The organism is Staphylococcus sp. SUC_1.2 (assembly GCF_026222585.1).
Genome location: NZ_JANJPM010000002.1, coordinates 52,647 through 75,500, shown reverse-complemented (window position 1 = coordinate 75,500; position 22,854 = coordinate 52,647). Strand labels below are relative to the sequence as shown.

Genomic DNA, 22,854 nt, shown 5'->3' with positions numbered 1-22,854 from the left:
CAGTGAAAGGGAATGTGTTAAGTTCGCTTTATGAATATTACACTTTGAATTTTGGCTATCTAATGGAACTCTTTTTTAAACATTTATTAATGTCTATATATGGAGTATTGTTTGCCTGTATTATTGGCATTCCAATTGGTATTTTAATTGCGCGTTATTCAAAAATAGCATGGCCAGTGATTACTATTGCTAATATTATTCAAACTGTGCCAGCTATTGCAATGCTTGCCATACTTATGTTGGCGTTAGGACTCGGTCCATCAACAGTTGTATTTGCAGTATTTTTATATGCCTTGCTACCGATCATAAAAAACACCTACACAGGTATTACAGAAGTTGACTACAATATTAAAGACGCAGGTAAAGGTATGGGAATGACCAATAACCAAGTTATGCGTATGATTGAGCTTCCACTATCGCTATCTGTAATCATCGGTGGTATTCGTATTGCACTTGTTGTAGCAATAGGAATTGTTGCTATTGGTTCATTTATTGGTGCACCGACGCTAGGAGACATTATTATTCGTGGAACGAATTCTACTGATGGTACAGTCTTTATTCTTGCAGGTGCGATTCCAATTGCATTAATTGCGATTTTAATTGATATTGGTCTACGTTTATTAGAGAAAAAATTAGATCCCACACATCGTTCTAGTAAACAAGTACAAAGTTTAAGATAAATTAAAAGCGTTGCTTAGACGATGACTAAGTTGTTACTTAGTTCGTCAGCAACGCTTTTTTTATTAGAATAATAGTGAAGCAAGTGGTGGTACGATTACAACAATAATCACACCTACAATTACTACTGCAATACTTCCCATTGATTCTTCTGTTTCTCCTAGTTCTTTAGCAGCGGCAACACCAAGTGTGTGTCCACTTGTACCAAGAGCTAAACCACGTGCAATTGGATTTGAAATTTTAAACATTTTTACAATTTTTCCACCTAATGCTGAAATAACGACAGCGTTAAGGATAACTGCTAATGATGTTAATTCTTTTACACCACCGATACCGTCAGATACTGGTAAGGCAATCGCAGTTGTTGCAGCTTGAGGTAACATAGACGCACTAATTTGATCACCTAAGTGGAATAATGTTGCAACTAAATAGATTAAGATTAAAGCTACTAGTGTACCCACAGCAATACCACCAAAAATTTGTAACCAATACTTTCTAAGTACTTGACGTTTTTTATAAAGTGGAATCGCGAAACTAATTGTTGCAGCTTCTAAGAAGAAGTTGATAATATCTCCACCAATTTTATAGTTATCATAACTAATACCTGTTACTTTTAAAAAGACAATTCCTGCCACCATCGCTACAAATAAAGGTGCCAGTAGGAAAAAGCCATTTGTTTTTTTATAGAAATATTGTGCAATAATATATGGAATTAATGAGACTAAAATACCAAAATAAGGTGTTGTAATACCTAAGTGATCAGCCATTAGTTTTCCTCCTTAAGTTGTGTTTTTTCATTTTGTTCTTCAGTAGGGAATAATGTTTTTGTTACAAATAATTGTGATACATAGCCCACACTGACTAATAATAATAATGTTGAAATAATAATTAATAGAATAATTAAAATTGGATGTTGACTTAAAAGTGGTAACGAATTAATAACTGATACACCGGCTGGTACGAATAAGAAGCCGATATTATTTGTTAGAGCGGTCCCCACACCCTCTACTTGACGTAATTTTACGACTCCTACACTTAATAAAATAAATAATAATACGAGTCCGATTACCGATGCAGGCATTGGAAACGGAATAAATGATTCAATAATTTTTGAAACAAATAATACAGCAACAATAGTTAATACTTGGATAAAGAAATTGTAAGTTTTACCTGCTTTCTTATCTCTCTGAGTATTAGCGGTAGTTGAATTGTTTTTCGCCATATTGATACTCTCCCTCTTTTTCTTTTCTCTTGATGGTAGTATAAAATGAAAACGCTTTCTTGAGTTGAATTTAGAAGTGAGTTACGAAAATTAATAGGTGAGTTGCAGTATTTCCCAGTTGAAAATCAGAAAGTGTTTATAGAACAACAAATAAGCTATGAGGTCATTAAAAAAGCTTTTAATCTAACACTTGATCATATGAAGCGTTAGGTTAAAAGCTAACTTAGAATAGATATTAAACAAGACCAATTTCTTGTTTGAATGATTTCATAAATGAACGACTAACTTGAAATTTAACATTCGTTGTCATTGTCACTTGATACGTATAATTAAACCAGTGTTCGACACTTTCGATATACTGCTTATTAATAATTGTAGCTCTATGAATTTTTATAAACAATTGCTTAGGTAATTTCTTCTCATAATAATTGAGTGGTTCTGTCGTTTCATATGTTTTTTTTAAAGTCGTAATAGTCGAAATTCCGTTGTTCACAGAAATCGCAACAATATCGTCTAAATTAATGACATAAATACGTTCATCCACTTCGATAGGAAGTACACTTTGATTATTATTATAAGAAGAAGTACTCGTTTGTGATTGTGGAGAGTGAATAGGGTCAGACAATGTTTGAACCTGTTGTTTAGCGTTTAATAATCGTTTTACTTTTTGAACTGCTTGTTCAATCCGTTCTAATTCAAAAGGTTTTAATATATAATCAACTGCATCTAATTCAAATGCCTTTACTGCAAACGTATCATGTGCCGTAGCAAAAATGATATAAGGGGGGTGTTTCATTTTTCGAATTTTATGAGCTAAATCAATCCCATTTTCATCCATTAAATTAATATCTAAAAACACTAAATCATAGGTATGACAGAGTAGTTTTTCTAGAGTTTCTTCAATATTTTCAGCTTCATCGATTATTTCGAAACTAGATATTTCATTTAATAAGTAATGTAATTCATTACGTGCTAATGGCTCATCGTCAACAATAAGTGTCCTCATTTAACGTTCCTCCTTTATTAAATGGTATGGAATCATACAGGATACTGTTGTTCCATGATTAGATGTATCAAAGTGTAACTTTGCATTAGAACCATATAAACCAGTGAGACGGCGATTTAAGTTTTCTAATGCACTGCCAGTTCCAGTTTCTGAAGCCACACTGATTTGTCCAAGTGAGGGTAATTTTTCAGGCGCTATACCATGTCCATTATCACTAACTGATATTTTTAATGAGGCTTCTTTGTATTGAACGTCTACACAAACGATGTTATCTTTTCGACGATGTTTGAATGCGTGTTTAATTGCATTTTCCACCAAAATTTGAATGATAAATGGTGGAATTAACACTTGTTTATAGGCATCATCAATATGATATTTAATTGTAAATCGATCTGGAAAACGTGCTTGTTCTAATGATAAATATGCTTTGACTTGTTGTAATTCTTTTTCTAAAGTAATCGTACTATTACGCGCACCTTGTAAGTTTGATCTGAAAAATTGACTCAATTGTAAAAGTAACTTGCGTGCTTTTTCACTGTCAATACGTACAAGTGCTGAAATGGTATTAATCGCATTAAAGAAAAAGTGTGGATTAACTTGAGCTTGTAGAGACTTAATTTCAGCATCCCGTAATAATTTACTTTGCGTTTCGGCAAGTCCCAGTTCTAATTGGCTTGAAAAAATATCTGCTAAACCTCGAGCAAGTTGTTTAGTTGATGTTGTAATATGACTATAGTCTGTAAAATAAAATTTTAAGGTACCTGCGACATTTCCATGCGTCATTAAGGGTACAACGATAGCTTCTCGAAGCGGACAATTCGGATTATTACATCCAATGTCCTCTTTTGAATTGGCTTCTTTTAATTGACCTGTGCGTATGACTTCTTTAGATAAATTAGTAATAATTTCTTTTTTAGCGACATGATGATCGCTACCCGCACCTACGTGTGTTAAAATATCGGTTTTATTGGTAATTGCCACAGCAGATACTTTCATTAGTCTCAGTATAATTTCAGCTACAGGACGAGCAGATTTTTCATTTAATCCTGAACGAAAATAAGGTAGTGTTTTGTTTGCTAATTCAAGGACGTCATGAGTTTGAATTGCACGTGTTTGCTCTTCTTGTTTTAAAGTAGACAGAATAATAGATAAAAATAACGCAGTTCCAATACTATTAATTAATATCATCGGTAAAGCAATAAATTTTACCAATGCCCAAGCATTAGAAACATCGTCAGCAAAAATTAAAATACAAGCCATCTGAATACTTTCGTTTATTAATCCAATCATGGCACCTATTAAAACAGTTGGATAGCGATTATGTCTCATGGTGCGATATCCATAAAATCCAGAAATTAATGCAATGATGACTGATGAAAATAGGTAAATATAAGCATTTGCGCCACCAATGAGGATTCGTGATAAGCCCGAGATAATACCAACGATAATCGCTACAAAAGGACCACCAATTAAACCAGACATTCCAATCGTTAATACCCGTGTATTCGCAAGTGACGTTTCATTATTTAGATGATAGTAAATATTACTAGAAATAATTTTGCCATGCTCAATTTCAATTCCAGTAAAGTTAGAAATAATTGCGAATAATGAAAATAAGATGGTGAGTTCTATTTGAGCACGTAATTTTTCACGTGCACTCATAATCGTCTTGAAGTGATTAATATTCATTAAAATGTAAGCAATAATAATAATTAAGCCTACACGTTCAAGTAATAAAATAAATAAATTAAACATTTTTGCACCTATTAAGTATATTAATAAAATTCAAAATTTTTACTACACTTTTTATTATAGTATGGAAAATTTAAAGTTGATAGTTTAAAATGTTTAATTATAAATACTTAGCACTTAATTTATAATAAATGATAATTTATTTTGGAAAATAATATTTAAAAAGAAAAAAAGATTTTTATATCCCATTATAGTAAGCTATGATAAAATTTTAATGTAGTTTAAAATTATATAGTTTTTGGGCAAAGTAGGAGGAATTTTTTTATAATGGAGTCTTCAAAAGAATTTAAGGGAGATAATCGGTTACTCGTTGGAATTATTATTAGTGTATTAACATTTTGGTTGTTTGCGCAATCGTTACTTAATATTGTGCCCACACTACAATCATCATTTAATACCGATTTGGGTACTATTAATATTGCAGTGAGTTTATCTGCCTTATTTTCTGGTTTGTTTATTGTAGGTGCTGGAGATGTTGCTGATAAATTTGGTCGCGTCAAAATGACTTATTTGGGACTAGGCTTAAATATCATTGGTTCATTATTATTGATTATTACACCAGTTCCATGGTTATTACTGATTGGACGTGCTTTGCAAGGTTTATCAGGTGCATTCATTATGCCATCAACTCTTGCGATAATTAATGAATATTACATAGGAAAAGAAAGACAACGTGCATTAAGTTTTTGGTCTATTGGCTCATGGGGCGGAAGTGGAATATGTTCATTGTTCGGTGGATTTATCGCTTCAACAATAGGATGGCAATGGATTTTTATTATTTCTATTGCTTTGTCAATACTTTCATTTTTCTTAATTAAACACACGCCAGAAACAAAAAATGAACCAGATACGGATACAGACAATAGCGGTTCAAAATTTGATTTTATAGGTTTGATTTTATTAGTTATTACATTATTAAGTGTCAATGTGATGGTAACACAAGCTTCTGATCGTGGATTATTATCACCTGTCATTCTATCGTTATTTGTAATATTTTTAATTGCTGGTATATTCTTTGTTCTTCGTGAATTTAAAACTGAGAACCCACTTGTTGATTTTAGTTTATTTAAGAATAAAGGATATAGTGGTGCTACACTTTCAAACTTCATGCTAAATGGAGTAGCAGGTGGTACGCTTATCGTAGTAAATACATATTACCAAAGTCATTTAGGTTTCACTTCATTACAAGCAGGTTTAATCTCTATCACTTATTTAGTAGCAGTGCTTGTAATGATTCGTGTAGGTGAAAAACTATTACAAAAATTAGGTGCTAAAAAGCCATTGCTTATAGGTAGTGGATTTACATTTTTAGGGTTACTACTTTTATCACTAACCTTCTTACCTAATTTGTTTTATATTATTTCAAGTATTATTGGTTACCTACTATTTGGTATTGGGCTTGGTATGTATGCCACACCATCTACAGATACAGCAGTTGATCAAGCGCCAGATGATAAAGTGGGTGTTGCCTCTGGATTGTATAAAATGGCTTCATCACTAGGAAATGCATTTGGTGTAGCTTTATCAAGTACGATTTATGGTGTTTGTGCAGCGAAAATGAATTTAGAACTTGGTGGTTTAGCGGGCGTACTCTTTAATGCCATCATCGTTTTAACTGCTTTCTTTGTCATTTTCTTCTTAATTCCAAATAAAGCTAAACGTGCTTAATTAAAACTGGATATTAATAAAATTTAAATCTGAGGTGCGAATAGAGTACCTCAGATTTTTTATATTGAATAAAAGAATAAATGTAAACATAATAATGAGTCCTTATACAGGGGGATAATGACTTCTACGTCAATTATTGAAAAATAAAAAAAGTTCTAAATTTATCAAATTATTTAGAATATTCTGTTTATATTATTGACGATACTTTATTAAAGTAGTATTTTAAAAATAATATTAAAAGAAGGAGTCGAATATTATGAAAATAGCAATTGCTGGTTCAGGAGCGTTGGGAAGTGGTTTCGGTGCAATGTTATATCGCCAAGGTAATGATGTGACACTCATTGATGGTTGGGAGCCACAAGCAACAGCTGTAAAACATGAAGGTTTACATATTGATATAAATGGAGAAGACTATCATTTAAATATTCCTATGTATCAAGATACAGAAATACCAAGTGATCTTCAATTTGATATTGTATTTTTATTTACAAAAGCTATGCAACTTGAGAGCATGCTAACACATATTCAGCCACATATTCATGATACAACAATTATGGTTTGTACAATGAATGGTCTAAAACATGAAGAACGTATTGTAAATTATGTAGATAAATCACGTATTGTTCGTGGTGTAACTACGTGGACGGCCGGCTTAGAATCACCTGGACATACTCATTTAATGGGTAGTGGTCCAGTAGAGATAGGTTCTCTTGTGCCAGAGGGACAGAATAATGTTGAAGTGATATATAATCTATTAGAACAAGCAAAACTTAATCCACATAAAAGTGAAGACTTGCAACAATCTATTTGGAAGAAGATTTGTGTAAATGGGACAGCAAATGCGCTATGTACCATTTTAGAATGTCGTTTATCAACATTAAATGAAAGTGAATATGCAAGAAAACTTGTATATGACATTACTAAAGAGATAGTAGAAGTTGCTACTGTTGATGGTGTACACTTAAATGCAGATGAAGTCTATCACTATCTTATCGATTTAAATGATAAAGTAGGTCCACATTTCCCATCAATGTATCAAGATTTGATTAATAATAATCGACGTACTGAAATTGATTATATTAACGGAGCAGTGGCTCGCTTAGGTTCAGAACATCATATCGATGCGCCAATTAATCAATTTGTAGCGAATATGGTACATGCCAAAGAAGAGCAACGTCAAGCTAAGTAAATAGAATGCAAAAGTGAGTTAAAAGTGATTAACTCACTTTTTAATTTGTAATCATTAAGGGTAAATATAATATATAGTGAGATAAGGAGTTGTGAAATTAATGAAACAATCAACGAAAAGAGTTATCATGACGGGCGTTATTGGCGGATTATTAAGTGGTGCAGTTAAAATGGGATGGGAAGCACTCATCCCTCCTAGAACGCCACAACGTGAAGAAGAACCACCACCAATGACATTACTGCATAAATTGAATTTACCTGACAATGTTAAACATGCTACGTACCGTTATAACGAGAACGATATACCTATAACTGTCATGGGTATTCATTATGGCTTTTCAATTGCAAATGCTATGGTATATGGATTACTTGCTGAAAAGTGTCCAAAAGTGGCGACATTAAGAGGTACATTCTTCGGTATTTTGATTCATATTGCTTTTCATGAATATATACTGCCTAAATTAAATCTAACACCACAAGTTAAAGATTTACCTAAAGAAGAACGCATTTCAGAATTATTAGGTCATATTGTTTGGATGAATACGATTGATTTAATACGAAATAGTCATCGATAAATAAAAAAGGAAGCGCGTGATAGTCACGCGCTTCCTTTTTGATATAATTGATCTTATCAATGGTTAGAAGTGCTTGAGGATGTTTCTGAAGTAGTTTGACGCTTTGTTTCTATGCGTTGTCTTAATTTTTCTCCCTCAATTTTACCCACTTTCGCATAATGGCTATGAGCAAAATGCATTTGAATAATTAAAAACGTTGCACTTATAGCCCAATATACACTTAACGCTGATGCTGAATGTAATGATGCATAAGTAATAAATAAAGGGGATAAGACCATCATGACATAATAAGATCGACGTTCATTTTTAGGATAATGAATTGAGTTGACAAGAGGTTGTATAAAATACATCACAGCTGCAATGATGGTCATGATTATGTCAGTATGCATTAAATTAAACCATAAAAAATGAGGATGCTGAGTAATACCACCACTTGTTGGATATTTAATTGATGTGTATAATCCGAGAAGAATTGGAATTTGAATTAAAATTGGAAATGTGCCAATTAAATTTTTAAAAGGATTGATTCCATACTCATTATATTTTTTCATTAATAATTTATTTGCTGCACGTCGTTCTTCAGGCGATTGAGCTTCTTTAATTTTTTCTTGGATTTTATTAATTTCTGGTTTTACGACATCTGTTTTGCCACGAATAACATGAATATTTTTTACTTGAATACACATGAGTGGCATCAGTATTAAACGCAATATAAATACAATGACGATAATAGCTAAACCATAGTTTTCATTGAATGTATGTCCTAAGAAATGAAGTAAAGCATCCATCGGTTTTACAAATATAGTATAAAATAGGCCGTGTTGTTCTTCTTTATGAGAATAGTCACAACCTGCAAGCATTATTAAGGCCATCGGTAATAAGAACCATTTCTTTTTCATATTTAAACTCCTATACACTGGTCTTTAATAATCTTAGTCTTAGTGATATAAGCTTAACATAATAATGAAGAAAAGAAGAAATACATGTTTTAATAGATTATATTGGTCGTTTGGATCGCGTTATGATGTTTAGGATAAAATAACTCCATAGACTTGTCAGTAATAAGACGAAGCTAAATAATGTTATTTTCGCTTGTAATGGTAACCATGACATCATAAAACGCCAATCAGAATTTGATAATAAGAGTGTTGGAAGTAAGTGGAGAATCGCTAAAATAAGTGTAAAAGTTAACAGCATCATACTTATTTTGATGAGTAATCCACGAGACATCGTTTTAAAATGAATAGACTTAAATTTAAAAATTAAACGATAGATTATTAGAAAAACACTTGCTACAGCTATTAGCAAAATAATAGTGATGATGATAAATAGGATATTCCACTGATTAATAAGATATTGTAACGTTTTAATATGTTGACCATTACTCATTTGTGTATTGAGATGCTGTGCAAGTTCGGCTACATTTTTTGAATAGCTATTAGCAAGGACTACAATGCCATAATCTTTTTTTGGATTTAAAATAATATATGAAGAATAGTTTTCAAGTGTGCCAGGATGATATACAATTGTTTCTGAATGATTATCATCAATAAACCAACCTGTTGCATAGTGAACGTCTTGAGAATTATCTATTGCTTTAACTTTAGGTTGATGTGTTAGTTGAACTAATGATGCTACCTTTTTTGGCGGATTAAGTTGAAACTTCAACCAAGAGGCTAAATCTTTCGTGTTAGTCATCATATAGGCAGCTGGATTATCTCCTAAATTAAATTCAGGACTATCAGCATAAGCTTTTCCTTTTTTGATTACATACCCTTGAGCATCATTGTTCTTTTTCATATTACTTTCCTTTACAGTTGATTGTGTCATATGTAATGGAGTGAAAAGATGTGTGTTTAAGTAAGTCGCATATGATTGATGTGAAGCCTTTTGAACAATCAAACCTAAAATATCATAATTCATATTGGAATATTCAAATTGCTTGCCAGGTTTAGCATCTAAGTTACGTCCTTTGATACTATGAACAAGGCCTTCTAGACTGTTTGTGTCTTTTGTGATTTTGTCATCATTTGTGATGTCTCCTGAAATACCACTTGTTTGAGCAATCAATTGATCTACTGTGATATCTACTTTTTTATGATTATATTTCATATAGAAACCTGGAATATAATGACTGACTTTATCATTGAGATTGATTTTATGTGCCTCAACAAGTTGCATTATTGCATAACCCGTAAATGCTTTGGTATTTGAAGCAATTTCAAAACGCGTATTTGGTGTGACTTTGGATTTCTTTTTAATATTTGAAAAACCATAGCCTTTATTAAGAATCGTCTTATTATTTTTTACAATAAGAATGGACATTCCTGGAATATGATCGTCTTTCATTTTATTAACAATCATGTTATCGATATAACTTTGTGACGATGGACTAAACATTGAATAACTAGGTTTTAATTTAATAGCTATGGAAAGAATAATGATTCCTACTAATAAAATCATCCCAAGCATGATAAAATTTTTTCTCATTTTCCCTTACTTCCTTACTTAATACTCCTTAAAATTAAACCTCTAAAAATAGTATAGCAAGTTTAAACTTAAACCGCTCTATACAAATATTAAATACTGTTGATACCTCTTTATAACTAGTAAAAAAAGATATACTCTAAAAATATAATTGTAAAAAGTTACTTAAAATGTAATTTATACTAAATTATTTCCGCGGAAATGTATACTTTTTCACTAAATGGGAGTATATTTTATCCATTAAAAATGAATATAAAAAGAGGTAAGGATGGATTATGTTCACTCAATTTAAAAGACTTATTATTGGTAAGCCAAAAAAAAATAGAGACTTAAAAAATGAAAAAATAAGTAACTTTAAGGCTTTAGCAATTTTATCTTCTGACGCATTATCTTCAGTAGCATATGGTCCAGAACAAATTTTAATTACTTTATCTGTGGTTGGAGCTATTGCATCTTGGTATACATTACCTATTGCGGCTGCTGTTTTAGTGCTACTTGCAGCATTGATTCTATCATATCGTCAAATTATATATGCTTATCCTAAAGGCGGAGGAGCGTATATGGTTTCTAAAACAAATTTAGGAGAAAAATGGGGATTGCTTGCAGGTGGCTCTTTATTAGTAGACTATATTTTAACCGTCGCAGTAAGCATTTCATCAGGTGCGGATGCTTTTGTTGCAGCATTTCCAGCTTTATATCACTATAAAGTATTCATTGCATGTTTATTGGTACTATTTATTCTAATAATGAATTTACGTGGTTTAACAGAGTCAGCAACTGTGCTCTCTTATCCAGTTTATTTATTTATAATTGGATTAATAGTCATGATTGTTATTGGAACATGGCAAGTGGCAACCGGACAAACAGAACCTCATATGCAGGCGACAGTAGGAACTGCAGTGCCAGGTGTCACATTATTTTTATTACTTAAAGCATTTTCTTCAGGTGCATCATCTCTAACAGGTGTAGAAGCCATTTCGAATGCAGTAACAAACTTTAAAGATCCTGGATCTAAAAATGCAGTTAAAACGTTAATTACTATGGGAATGATATTAGCTTTCTTACTTGTAGGTATTGTGGGATTAGCATATTGGTATGGTATTATGCCACAGACTGAAACAACTGTATTATCTCAACTTGCAATGAATATTTTAGGGCATAATGTAGGATATTATTTTGTACAAGTAACGACTGTCATGATTCTTGTCCTTGCAGCTAATACTGGATTCACAGCTTTTCCAATGTTAGCTGCAAGTATGTCAAAAGATAAATATATGCCACGTATGTTTAACGTAAGAGGAGACCGTTTGGGTTATTCAAATTCAATTATTACATTAGGCATTTGTGCAATGTTGCTTATTATCTTTTTCCATGGTAAAACTGAAAATCTTATTCCTTTATATGCAGTAGGTGTGTTTATTCCATTTACACTAGCTCAATATGGAATGGTTTTAAAATGGATTCGTGGTCGTGAAAAAGGATGGTCTACTAAACTTATTGCAAATGCTATAGGGGGTACTATTACTTTTATCGTATTTATGATTTTCTTAATTACGAAATTTAACCAAGTATGGCCAATCTTAATTTTTTTACCGATTGTTGTATATATATTTACGCGTATTAATAGACATTACAAGGATATTGCTGAGCAACTTAGCACAACTAAAATTGTTCAAGATATGCCAGTGGTCGATAAAAATCTAGCGATTGTACCCGTTAATACGATCACTACAGCATTAAATAAATCTATTTATTATGCACATATGATTGCAGATGATGTGATTGCTGTACATGTATCTTTCGGAGATCAAACTGATAATTTATTTATTGAAAAATGGAATAAACAATATCCAGATATTAGACTAGTGACGTTACACTCAGAATATCGCAGTGTCATTCGTCCGATTTCTCGATTTATCGATAAAATTAATAAAAAAGCGAATGATCAAAACTATGTCATCACAGTGGTTGTCACTGAATTTATTCCTAAAAAACCATGGCATAACTTTTTACACAATCAAACGAGTTTGCGATTAAAAATGCATTTATTCTATCAAAAAAATGTTATTTTAGCGACGGTTCCTTATAAATTACAAAAGTAGAAGAAAATAAAAAGAACTCGAGAGATACAGGTCTCTTGAGTTCTTTCTATATATTAATGATTTAATTCCTTGGCAAGTACAATTTCATTATAGTTAATATTTTCACGTAATTGTGCGGCAATTTCATTTGTAACTTTATTTCTAGAAATCAATTCATCTAAAATTTGACGTTGAGTATACAATGCATCTAATTTGGCATCATATTGTTGTTGAGTATTTAATTCATACATGAATTTATTTTCCTCACTTTGACGTTTTCGATTATGATGTTGTCTTAACTTACGTGATAATGCATAATATTGGTTGATAATTAAACTGACTTCGAGAACATTTGTGCTATTTTGTTCTTCTTGAAGTCTTAAAGTCACCTGACGATTAACAATACGTATGATGTGTTGTACTTTTTTAAAGTTATGTCTTAATTCTTTTCTGTCAGTATAGCGTTGTTGTTCAAATGATGATTGATTCACACTTTTACGTGAATCTTTTCGCGCTTTAAATCTAAGTATGATTAACTTACTAAAACGATTCAATTTCTCAATAAAAGACATTTCTCTAAATGATTGTGTCAATTCCATTACTTTGCGATAATCACTTAAATCTTTTTTAGTAATACGCTCCTGTTTAATTAACTGTTGAAGCGTCTCAGTTTCAACATCTTCTGCAATGTCTCTTAATCGATGTAATTCTTTCGTATTTTTATCATCACTTTCCATGTCGATTAAAAATGATAATTCATTAAAATATTGATTCAGAATAGGTCGATAATCAATATCTTTGTGTGTATCTGCTTTTTCTTTTAATGTGCGAATAACATGTTGAATCATGAAAATTTTAGCTGATTGATAACTCATACCTTTGAAGTGTGATTGTTGTTCGGATGGCGTAATGAATGGAAGGATCATTTGTGCAAAAATTAAACTGATAAGTACCATCATTGAAGCAATAAAGAGTAAATCATTTCTATGATCAAAGTTTTGATTGCCGTTAATAATGAATGGTAATGTTAACGCCATTGACAATGAAATCGTTCCATGAATGCCACACAAGGTCATAATAAATGCATAACGACTCCGTTTTGGTGGTTGTGTTTCTTCTTCTTCATCGAGATATGCTTCAACATTTTTTGGATAGTAAAAATCTTTGAACCAAACATAGACCCAAATAAATCTAAAGATATAGATGGCAAATGCTATGAGGAATGCCACCACAATTAGAAAAACTAAATTTTGTGGTTCATTACGTACAATTTCTAAAATAACTTCTGGCACAATATATCCTAAAACGACGAAGACAAAGCCATTTAATGCATAACTTAATGTATTCCAAATTTGATTGTAGTTCATTTGTAATTCAGTTTGGGCACGAATGAGACGATCTCGTTCTAAACCATGAATTAACCCAGCTACCACAACTGCAATAATCCCAGAAGCATGGACTTCTTCTGCAATAAAATAAATGACAAAAGGAGTAAGCAATTGGATGAAAGTCAATGTATTACTATCTTTTAAACCTTTATTAGACGTGAGGTAAACACGTAAACTGACGACTAAAGCACCAATTATTGCACCTACTAAAATACCAAGAAATGTTGAGAGTAAAAACTGACCAATTGCATTCATAGCTGAAAAACTACCTGTTACCAGAGCAGTGACTGCAATTTTAAAAGAAATAATACCTGCAGCATCATTTAATAGAGACTCTCCTTCTAAAATTGCCATAGACCCCTTGGGTAATACTTTACCTTTAGTAATGGCTGATACAGCAACTGCATCTGTCGGACATAAAATAGCTGCAATAGCAAAAGCAGCTGGCATCGGTAAATTAGGCCAAATCCAATGAATGAAAAAGCCAACCCCAATCACAGTTGTAAATACTAATCCCATGGCCATAAGCACGACAGGTTTTCGGTATTCTAAAAGCTTTTCTCTAGAAACATGTGTCCCTTCCACAAATAAGAGTGGGGCAATGACAGCCATCATAAAAACTTCTGGTTCAAATTTAAAATGTAGTGGAATGGGTAAGATGAATAGCGCTACACCTAAGGCAATTTGAATGAAAGCTGTTGGAATGTTGGGGAAGCGATGATAAATAATAGAACTAATGATAACGGCAAGTATAAATAATAAAAAAGCTTCTAACAATTCCATATGTATTGTGACTCCTTTCTTTTTTAAATACTTAATATTTTACCATGATTAAAAAAATAATGAGATATTTTAGTATATGTCATTATTAAGACATAAAAAAGCGAAACTGAATTCAGTTCCGCTTAATAAAATATCTAATGATTGATTGATTCTCGAGGTTGCTGACGTGTTTTTTCAGCTAAATATTCAGCATTTTTCTTATACTTTTTATAGAACAAGAATAAGAATATAAACCAAACTGGTGAAATAAATATGGCTACTCTCGTATCAGCACTAAAGAACAATAACACAAATACAAACAAGAAAAATGCAAGAATAACATAAGCCAGTGCTTTACCGCCTAGAAGTTTAAATTTATTGTGTTTATGTTCTTCAGGATTTTTTCGTACATATATAATATAAGAAATAATAATCATTGCCCAAACAACTATAAATAATACAGTTGAGAGTGTAGTGACATAAATAAATAATTGAATTGCATCTGGAAAGATAAAGTTTAATAATGCGGCTAAAAGTAATGTCCCAGAAGATACAAACATTGATAAGTAAGGCACACTATGATGATTTGTCTTACTTAACATCTTAGGTCCTAATCCTTGTTTAGATAAACCAAATAAAATACGACTATTAGAATAAATACCACTATTCGTTGCAGAAGCGGCTGCTGTTAACACGACAAAGTTAACAAGTCCTGCTGCAAAAGGTAAACCAATCATACTAAATAACATCACAAATGGACTTGCATCAGGGTTAATCTTATTCCAAGGAATCACTGACATGATCACAAGTAAGCCTCCCACATAGAATAATAAAATTCTAACAGGTACATTATTAATTGCTTTTGGAATCACTGTGCGAGGGTCTTTAGTCTCTCCAGCTGTAACACCTATTAGTTCAATACCAATAAATGAGTAGACAGCAATTTGGAATGACATTAAAAATCCAGCTGGTCCATTTGGAAAAATACCACCATGATTTACAAGATTACTAAAAGACGCATGTCCATATGACGTTTTAAATGAAAAGAAAATCATAACTAAGCCAACGATAATCATAGCAATAATAGTAATAATTTTTATAATAGAGAACCAAAATTCTAACTCTCCAAATAATTTTGCACCAAGCATATTAAATGAAATAAGTAAGAGTACGATAAATAATACAGTTAGCCAGTGAGGAACGTTTGGAAACCAAAAACTAAAATATTGTCCCATTGCCGTTAAATCAGACATACTTGAAACAATCCAAGATAACCAATATGTCCAACCAATGACAAAACCACCGAATGGTCCCAAATATTCGTTGGCAATATCTACAAATGAATTGAAACGTGTATTACTAAGTAATAATTCTCCAAGTGCTCTCATGAAAGCAAATAACACTATACCAATAATTAGATAGGTGATTAGTAGGGATGGCCCTGTTAACGAAATCGTTTGTCCAGAACCTAAAAATAATCCTGTGCCAATAGCGCCACCAATTGCAATTAATTGAATGTGTCTATTACTTAATTCTCTTTCTAACTGTCTTGCCATAGACTTCCCCCTCAGAAAGCCACACGATAATTACGTAAGCGCTTTCTTTAAATTTTAAAAACTTGTTTAACAAAGTGGAAAAGAGTGAAGATCAATTTGTAATTAATTAGAATATTCAGATTTTTAAAAGTTTACTTTTTTAAATTTTGTTAAATATGTAACTTTGTTAAAAGTTAATTTTATTATACTCTTAATTTTCAAAAAAACAAATGTGTGTATACAACTATGAAAAACAGAATAATTTATATTTATAATAATCTATGGCATAATAGATAAAATTTAAAAATGTATTAGAGGAGTAGAGGAATGAGAATTGGAGCGATTTCTGATCTACATATAGACAGACATCCTAAACTAAAATCAAATGTATATCTAGAAACATTGATTAAAGTAGTTCAACATAGAGAGATTGACTTACTATTAATTGCAGGAGATATTTCAAATTATTTTAGAGATAGCTATCAATTTATTAAAGATTTAAAAACTGCTTTACATATTCCCGTATTATTTGTTCCAGGAAATCATGATTATTGGAAAGTAGAGGATGGAACGACATCTCAAGATATTTATGATTTTTATAGAACAAAGCCAGAGTGTTTGTTGGATCATCCATATGTAATTAATGATAATTGGGCTATTGTAGGCCATACTGCTTGGTATGATTACAGTTACGCTGATAAAAAGTTTGAAGAAACTCGATTAAAAAAAGGGAAATATTATGGGGCCACTTGGCAAGATAAAGTGAAAATCGATTGGGATGAAGATGATACGATTTTATCCAAAAAGGCGGCTAAGCATGTTAAACAAGAATTGGAGCAACTTCAAGATAAACAAATTATTTTAATGACACATATTGTGACACATTCTAAATTTGTAGTACCTACCCCTCATCGTATTTTTGATTTTTTCAATGCATTTATAGGTACATCAGATTTCGACCGATTATATCAACAGTTTCCGATTAAATACAGTATTATGGGGCATGTTCATTTTCGTAAATCTTTAGTAGAAAATAATATAACCTTTTTATGTCCTTGTTTAGGTTATAAAAGAGAATGGCGAACAGCAGATATATATTCAGAAATGAATCATGCATTAATAGACTTTGTAATAGAATAAAAAAAGAGCAAGAAACGACGTTCAGAAGGCAGTCGCTTTTTGCTCTTTTAATTTATGGTTTTACATAGATACATTTTTTACCAGGGGCGTTAAAGCTACGCTCCATGAATTCTTTTTTAATTTTTATAATCTGGAAGCGATTAGGTACTAATGCAGGCACAATTATTTTTCTTAAAAAGTGACTCCATAAAGGATCAATATAATAGTAATGTGTGTCGTCATATCCAATAAGTAATGTAACGTGAATGTTAGACACAAGCTGACGCGTGTGGTTATCAAATTTAAACGTTTTACGTGAAGGTTTTTGACCTAAGCTTGTATGATACATAAGAATCGGTTGTCCATGATCAATCACAGTTTCTAATTCTTCTAAATTCGTACCAGTGCCATCTACGATACGTGAATCAAATGTTTGTAAATATGGAACATAAGCAGAAGGGAAAATCGTTTGGTGATGACCAAACTTAACAAGTAAATGATGACCAACATAGCCTTTATAGGGATTATTTGGATGCGTAGGCCAATGTTTCATAATATCAGTAGCTTTAATATTATGATGATTATATTGTAATAACATAGCTGCAGAAACGCCTTCACAACCCATAATCATAGGGATTGGAAAAAGTTGACTTTTAGGCGTAACTGATAATAATTTTTTATTCATTAACGTTCTCCTTTATGTCAGTAAAACATTGTTTTAAAGTAAATTTATTATATACCTTGATTAGAGTAGCGTATAATCATTTGAATTCTTTGTATTAACAAAATGTGGGTCAACATATTTAAGCCAATAAGAAGAATGTTGATATAGTAATTGATGTTAAAAATTCAAACCCAAAAGTGATTAAAGATATCATGCTTAAAATGTATCTTATTCATATACTAATTTTTAATATGCAACAGAAAGATTGAACAGTTAATATAAAATAAAATTGGGAGTTATGCATTTAAAAATGAATATATGCAAACTCCCAAGTATTATTTTATTTTGCGGCATGAACAATATCATTCATGTTATGTTTATTGCGTCAAAAATCTTTATTGCACATTATACCGATAGATAACATTAAAGGACCTGCTTTCTTTTGATTCTGTAGATATGGGTTTAGTCCTTAAGATGTCATAGCTTCTTATTTAATCTGATTGTGTTAAAAAGTAAGTCAATCTTATTTTTCTAGGATGCATGTTATCGTTAATACAAATTAAAATTTATTAAATAATACGTGATTTTCAAGATGTACATGTTCATGTGTTTCACGTTCTAAATGTTCAAGGCGTGTGTAGACTAAACGCCAAGTATTACATGCTTCACTAGGTGGCTGATACTGATTTGTTAAATCGCTCATTTCTTCTAATAGATGTCCAGTTTGAGTATGATCTTCAACTAAACTTTCAATAACTTGATGCGCATTCTTAACTTGTTCACCACGTGCAATTTTAATGAGTAATGGAAAATCATGATTATCTTCCTTATCCATATGTTCAAGCATACCATCACGATACTGGCGATATAACTCTTGTAATTGAAGTAAATATGGATGGTTTGGTCCATGAACTTTTGCAATTTTAGTGACATAAGGTGAAAGGTTTTTAAATTCTTCACGCATTGTTTCATGGTAACGTGATTGAATATATTGAATTAAGGAAGGGACATCTAAATATTTAATGTTGATATTTCCTGTTGAATGTACAGGTAAATGATTAATTTCTTCTATAATTGTATCGACATTTACTTTTTTATTTTTTACTGCATTTTTAATTGAGATATTTCCACCACAACAAAAATCTATTCCGTATTTTCTGAAAACATCCGAACTTAATGGAAAATCAGTAACGACATTAGCAACAATTGAATCTTTAGTGACCATAAATAAATCCTCCTTATTTAACTATAGTTTATTATAGTAAATAATAATCATTTTCAATTAGAGAAGAATAAGTTGTCATGTATTTGTTGAAAAGTCATTACAAATTTGTGAATGTTAAAAAATACTTGAGATATAATAATTGTCTCAAATATTTTTTAACATATTAGCAGTCGATGTTTATATTAAAAATGGATGCTAGATTACGTTTATTAATATAAGAATATATTAGATACGTTGATATTTTTTAAAATATAAAAATTGAAGTAAAACTATGAGAATTGCTGTGATAACAATTACTGTGAGATAAGGCATTACATTATACTGTCCTTTAAGACCAACTAAAGGAGACACTAGACCACCAAGGATAAATTGGAATAAACCTAGTAAACTAGAAGCATTTCCACTTCCACCAGTACGTTCTTCCATAGCCATTGAAAATCCTAAGGGGCCGATTGAAGTGACAGGACAAACATTTAAAAAGAAAGCGACTAATAAGAGCCACAATGGACCTTGTAATATCAAAGTAAATACAACGAGAAGTACACCAATAAGTTGAATGAAAGTCAAATAAATTAAGATTTTAAAACGATGTATACGTTCAACAAGCAAAGCAACGATTTGACTCACAACAATTAAACCAATGCCATTGATTGCAATCATTACGCTAAATTGTTGAGGCGTCATATGGTATATTTTCTGAGTGATAAACGGAGAAGCAGATGAAAAACTAAATAACATAACATAAGTTAATCCTTGTAAAAACATTGGAATAATAAATCTTGGTCGTTTAAGCAAACGTCCAAAGTCAGAAAATATATGTTTGAAATTGGCAGTAACATGCTCAGAATGATGTGTGGTCGGCATATTGAAAGTAACGCCACATAACATGATTATGCTAATAGCTGTTAAAATAACAAAGATAATTCTCCATGAGCCAAGAGAAAGCGATAAACCTCCAAGTAATGGCATTAAAATAGTTACTATACCATTTACAACCATAAGAGAAGCAAGAAATTTAGCTAGAGTATTTCCTTGGTAATAATCTCCTGCGAAAGCTTTAGCGATAACAATAATACCTCCGGCAGTTAATCCTTGTACCAAACGTATCAATAAAAATAGTGGAAATGTTGTAATAAATATCGCACCACATGAAGCTAAAACGAATACACTAAGAATTATTAGTGCAATTTTTTTTCGACCGAATACATCTGATAAAGGTCCGAATATAAACTGTCCAAGTGCTAGGCCAATCATTGCAAAGGATAGGGTAAGTTGTATGCTTGACGTTGATGTATTAAATTGTTGCTGAACTGCTGGTAAAGCGGGTAAATACATATCTATAATCATTGGACCAAATGCTGTCATTGTTCCTAGAACAATGAGTAATAGCATCGGCAATTTAGTATGTGTTGAGTTATGCATAATTGTACTCCTTGAAAAGATTTGCAATGTACATTATATAGGTTTTTGAGAAAATATGTAATTTCAAATATAAAAAGCTCTAAAAAGATTGATTTAATCAATCTTTTTAGAGCTGAAATTTGTCACAATACATAAGAATATTAATTATTATTACCAAGAATACTGTTTAGTTTTTTCTTGATATCATCTACTTTATTATTGACATCATCTAATAGCGCATTCACTTTGTTTTCATTTGCGTTGTTTTGTTGTGCATTATTTGCTTCTTTTAACTTATTAACTTGGTCTTGATAAAATTGAGTTAATTTAGAGTCTTCTTTAGTAATCTCATTATTTTTTAATTTATCAATTTGAGATTGTATTTGTCTAAGACGTGATTCAGTGTCTATTTTATCTTTAATATCATTTTTTGCATCTTCAACTTGTTTCTTGATATTATCGCTTTGATTTTGAACTTCTTGTTGATAATTTTTAGATACATCATTTGTTGCATTATACGTATGTTGTTTATTGTCCGATTCCTTTTTATGATCAATATAAGATTTAGTCGCAAAAATGCCAATAATTAAAAGAAGAATTGCAATAATAGCGATTAACCAACGTTTTGATTTTTTATTTTTTTCATTCTCTTCTTCTAGTAATTGTTCACGTCTAAAGTCACGATCGTTATAGTAACGGTTAGCATTTTCATCATAATCGCCCTGATTTTGATGATGATACTCTTGACGAGGTTCATTTCTTCTGTAATTTTCTTCACTTTGACGTCTCTGTTGACGTTGTTGATACTCGCGACTTTTTTGATTACGTTGTTGATATTGATCATCGTATTGATATGAATCTTTGTATTTTTCAGTACGTTTCATAGATTTCACCTCTTTTTAATCATTTAACTTAATTAATCGAGCAATATTTTCAGCAGTTTGTGTTAAGAATCGTTCTCCATTTTCTAATAAATAGGGGAGTTCTGATGGCGTTTCTATAATGCTAAACACAGTATCAATTCCATGTTGATATACGGCTTGATAATTTTTTCCTAAACTACCGCATATACCAATAACAGGTAAGTCGAATTGTTTGGCTGCTTTTGCCACTCCGATAGGTGTTTTACCATAAATCGTTTGTACATCTATTTTTCCTTCTCCTGTAATAACTAAATCGGCATCTTTAATGCTTTGAAGAAATTGCGTTTCTTTTAAGACAATATCGATGCCATTAGATAATGACGCATTGAAGAAAGTGAGAATACCAGCTCCTAATCCACCGGCAGCTCCAGCACCAGGTATATCTTTAACACTGATATGATATGCTTTCTCTATCATATCATGATAATTTGCGAGTGCGGAATCCAACTTTGGTATCATCTTTTCAGTTGCTCCCTTTTGTGGTCCGTAAATATATGTTGCACCATTAGAACCTAATAAAGGATTTGTAACATCACATGCCACTTCAAAGGTAACGTCGTTTAATCTATAATCTAATTTTGACGCATCTATATGAGTTAAATGAGCAAGAGCGCCACCACCAAGTTCAATTTCTTCATTATCAGAGTTTAGAAATTTTACGCCAAGAGCGGTCAGCATACCACTACCACCATCATTTGTTGCACTCCCCCCTATGCCTAATATAATTTTAGTCACATTATGGTTTAGAGCATCTTTAATTAATTCGCCAACGCCAAATGTTGTAGTAATTAAAGGATTACGTTCATCTGTACGAATTAAATCTAATCCTGAAGCTGCTGCCATTTCAATAATAGCTACATGATTATCTCTCGAACGAGCATAAGATGCAGTCACTTCTCTAAAAAGTGGATCATGTACTTTAATGCTATGAATTGTCGCATCTAATGCTTCTATTAAAGCTTCGGTTGTACCTTCGCCACCATCTGCCATAGGGATAACCTCTGTTTTAAGCGCATCACCGAATATATTTTTAAAACCCTGTTCTATAGCTAATCCAGCTTGTTTAGCAGACATACTCTCTTTAAATGAATCTGGCGCAATAACCATTTTGTTTATGTTCAACGAGATCACTTCTGATTAAAATTATAAATAAAAAACTAAATTAAAATGATTTAATGTT

19 protein-coding genes are annotated in these 22,854 nt (G+C 31.6%); 6 read left to right on the top strand and 13 right to left on the bottom strand.

Annotated elements, in window-relative coordinates; translation table 11 throughout:
* Window positions 1-2 precede the first annotated feature (2 nt).
* Window positions 3-680, top strand: coding sequence for an ABC transporter permease (locus tag NR218_RS01355; protein ID WP_002448417.1), 678 nt, complete (start codon window positions 3-5; stop codon window positions 678-680).
* A 63-nt stretch (window positions 681-743) separates the two neighbouring features.
* On the opposite strand, the gene lrgB is transcribed toward NR218_RS01355, so the two are convergent.
* The 4 genes from lrgB to NR218_RS01335 all read right to left on the bottom strand — a co-directional run bounded on the left by lrgB (window position 744) and on the right by NR218_RS01335 (window position 4,661).
* The gene (lrgB, locus tag NR218_RS01350; RefSeq protein ID WP_002448343.1) at window positions 744-1,445 is read right to left on the bottom strand and encodes an antiholin-like protein LrgB; all 702 of its coding nucleotides are present in this window, start codon (window positions 1,443-1,445) and stop codon (window positions 744-746) included.
* Window positions 1,445-1,900, bottom strand: a complete 456-nt coding sequence (gene lrgA, locus NR218_RS01345) for an antiholin-like murein hydrolase modulator LrgA (RefSeq protein WP_019834807.1) — start codon at window positions 1,898-1,900, stop codon at window positions 1,445-1,447. Before lrgA ends, lrgB begins: the two co-directional genes overlap by 1 nt.
* 235 nt (window positions 1,901-2,135) lie before the next feature.
* Window positions 2,136-2,906: a response regulator transcription factor LytR gene (locus NR218_RS01340; protein WP_002448373.1), complete on the bottom strand. Its 771-nt coding sequence runs from the start codon at window positions 2,904-2,906 to the stop codon at window positions 2,136-2,138.
* The gene (locus tag NR218_RS01335; protein ID WP_019834808.1) at window positions 2,907-4,661 is read right to left on the bottom strand and encodes a sensor histidine kinase; all 1,755 of its coding nucleotides are present in this window, start codon (window positions 4,659-4,661) and stop codon (window positions 2,907-2,909) included.
* Window positions 4,662-4,925: 264 nt separating this feature from the next.
* Here NR218_RS01335 and NR218_RS01330 point away from each other — a divergent pair, with 264 nt between their 5' ends.
* The 3 genes from NR218_RS01330 (at window position 4,926) to NR218_RS01320 (ending at window position 8,089) form a co-directional block, all read left to right on the top strand.
* Window positions 4,926-6,326 carry an MFS transporter gene (locus NR218_RS01330; protein WP_019834809.1) on the top strand — a complete coding sequence of 467 codons (1,401 nt, stop codon included), beginning with the start codon at window positions 4,926-4,928 and terminating at the stop codon, window positions 6,324-6,326.
* Between the two features lie 256 nt (window positions 6,327-6,582).
* Window positions 6,583-7,515, top strand: a complete 933-nt coding sequence (locus tag NR218_RS01325; RefSeq protein ID WP_049382403.1) for a 2-dehydropantoate 2-reductase — start codon at window positions 6,583-6,585, stop codon at window positions 7,513-7,515.
* A 100-nt stretch (window positions 7,516-7,615) separates the two neighbouring features.
* Window positions 7,616-8,089: a DUF1440 domain-containing protein gene (locus NR218_RS01320; protein WP_017174988.1), complete on the top strand. Its 474-nt coding sequence runs from the start codon at window positions 7,616-7,618 to the stop codon at window positions 8,087-8,089.
* A gap of 56 nt (window positions 8,090-8,145) precedes the next feature.
* Here NR218_RS01320 and yidC read toward each other — a convergent pair whose 3' ends face one another.
* Both yidC and NR218_RS01310 read right to left on the bottom strand, forming a co-directional pair.
* A complete protein-coding gene (yidC, locus tag NR218_RS01315; RefSeq protein WP_017174987.1) occupies window positions 8,146-8,988 on the bottom strand; it encodes a membrane protein insertase YidC in 843 nt (280 codons plus the stop codon).
* Window positions 8,989-9,085: 97 nt separating this feature from the next.
* The gene (locus NR218_RS01310; protein ID WP_049414010.1) at window positions 9,086-10,579 is read right to left on the bottom strand and encodes a serine hydrolase domain-containing protein; all 1,494 of its coding nucleotides are present in this window, start codon (window positions 10,577-10,579) and stop codon (window positions 9,086-9,088) included.
* A gap of 272 nt (window positions 10,580-10,851) precedes the next feature.
* Between NR218_RS01310 and NR218_RS01305 the strand changes: the two genes are divergently transcribed.
* The gene (locus NR218_RS01305) at window positions 10,852-12,678 is read left to right on the top strand and encodes an APC family permease (RefSeq protein ID WP_265883209.1); all 1,827 of its coding nucleotides are present in this window, start codon (window positions 10,852-10,854) and stop codon (window positions 12,676-12,678) included.
* A 53-nt stretch (window positions 12,679-12,731) separates the two neighbouring features.
* On the opposite strand, the gene NR218_RS01300 is transcribed toward NR218_RS01305, so the two are convergent.
* Together NR218_RS01300 and NR218_RS01295 are read right to left on the bottom strand one after the other, a co-directional pair.
* A complete protein-coding gene (locus NR218_RS01300; protein ID WP_017174984.1) occupies window positions 12,732-14,828 on the bottom strand; it encodes a cation:proton antiporter in 2,097 nt (698 codons plus the stop codon).
* 134 nt (window positions 14,829-14,962) lie between these two features.
* On the bottom strand, window positions 14,963-16,363 hold the full coding sequence (locus NR218_RS01295; RefSeq protein WP_048762174.1) for an amino acid permease: 1,401 nt from the start codon (window positions 16,361-16,363) through the stop codon (window positions 14,963-14,965).
* A 306-nt stretch (window positions 16,364-16,669) separates the two neighbouring features.
* Here NR218_RS01295 and NR218_RS01290 point away from each other — a divergent pair, with 306 nt between their 5' ends.
* Window positions 16,670-17,482 (top strand): metallophosphoesterase, encoded by an 813-nt coding sequence (locus NR218_RS01290; RefSeq protein ID WP_019834814.1) that lies wholly within the window; start codon window positions 16,670-16,672, stop codon window positions 17,480-17,482.
* 52 nt (window positions 17,483-17,534) lie between these two features.
* Here NR218_RS01290 and NR218_RS01285 read toward each other — a convergent pair whose 3' ends face one another.
* The 5 genes from NR218_RS01285 to NR218_RS01265 form a co-directional block, all read right to left on the bottom strand.
* Window positions 17,535-18,146, bottom strand: a complete 612-nt coding sequence (locus NR218_RS01285; protein ID WP_145449571.1) for a C39 family peptidase — start codon at window positions 18,144-18,146, stop codon at window positions 17,535-17,537.
* A 538-nt stretch (window positions 18,147-18,684) separates the two neighbouring features.
* Window positions 18,685-19,350, bottom strand: a complete 666-nt coding sequence (gene scdA, locus NR218_RS01280; protein WP_017174980.1) for an iron-sulfur cluster repair di-iron protein ScdA — start codon at window positions 19,348-19,350, stop codon at window positions 18,685-18,687.
* A gap of 225 nt (window positions 19,351-19,575) precedes the next feature.
* Complete coding sequence (locus NR218_RS01275; RefSeq protein ID WP_002488760.1) at window positions 19,576-20,772, bottom strand: multidrug effflux MFS transporter; 1,197 nt, start codon at window positions 20,770-20,772, stop codon at window positions 19,576-19,578.
* Between the two features lie 140 nt (window positions 20,773-20,912).
* Window positions 20,913-21,635 (bottom strand): hypothetical protein, encoded by a 723-nt coding sequence (locus NR218_RS01270; protein ID WP_002488783.1) that lies wholly within the window; start codon window positions 21,633-21,635, stop codon window positions 20,913-20,915.
* Window positions 21,636-21,650: 15 nt separating this feature from the next.
* Window positions 21,651-22,796 carry a glycerate kinase gene (locus NR218_RS01265; protein WP_019834816.1) on the bottom strand — a complete coding sequence of 382 codons (1,146 nt, stop codon included), beginning with the start codon at window positions 22,794-22,796 and terminating at the stop codon, window positions 21,651-21,653.
* Between the last annotated feature and the right edge of the window lie 58 nt (window positions 22,797-22,854).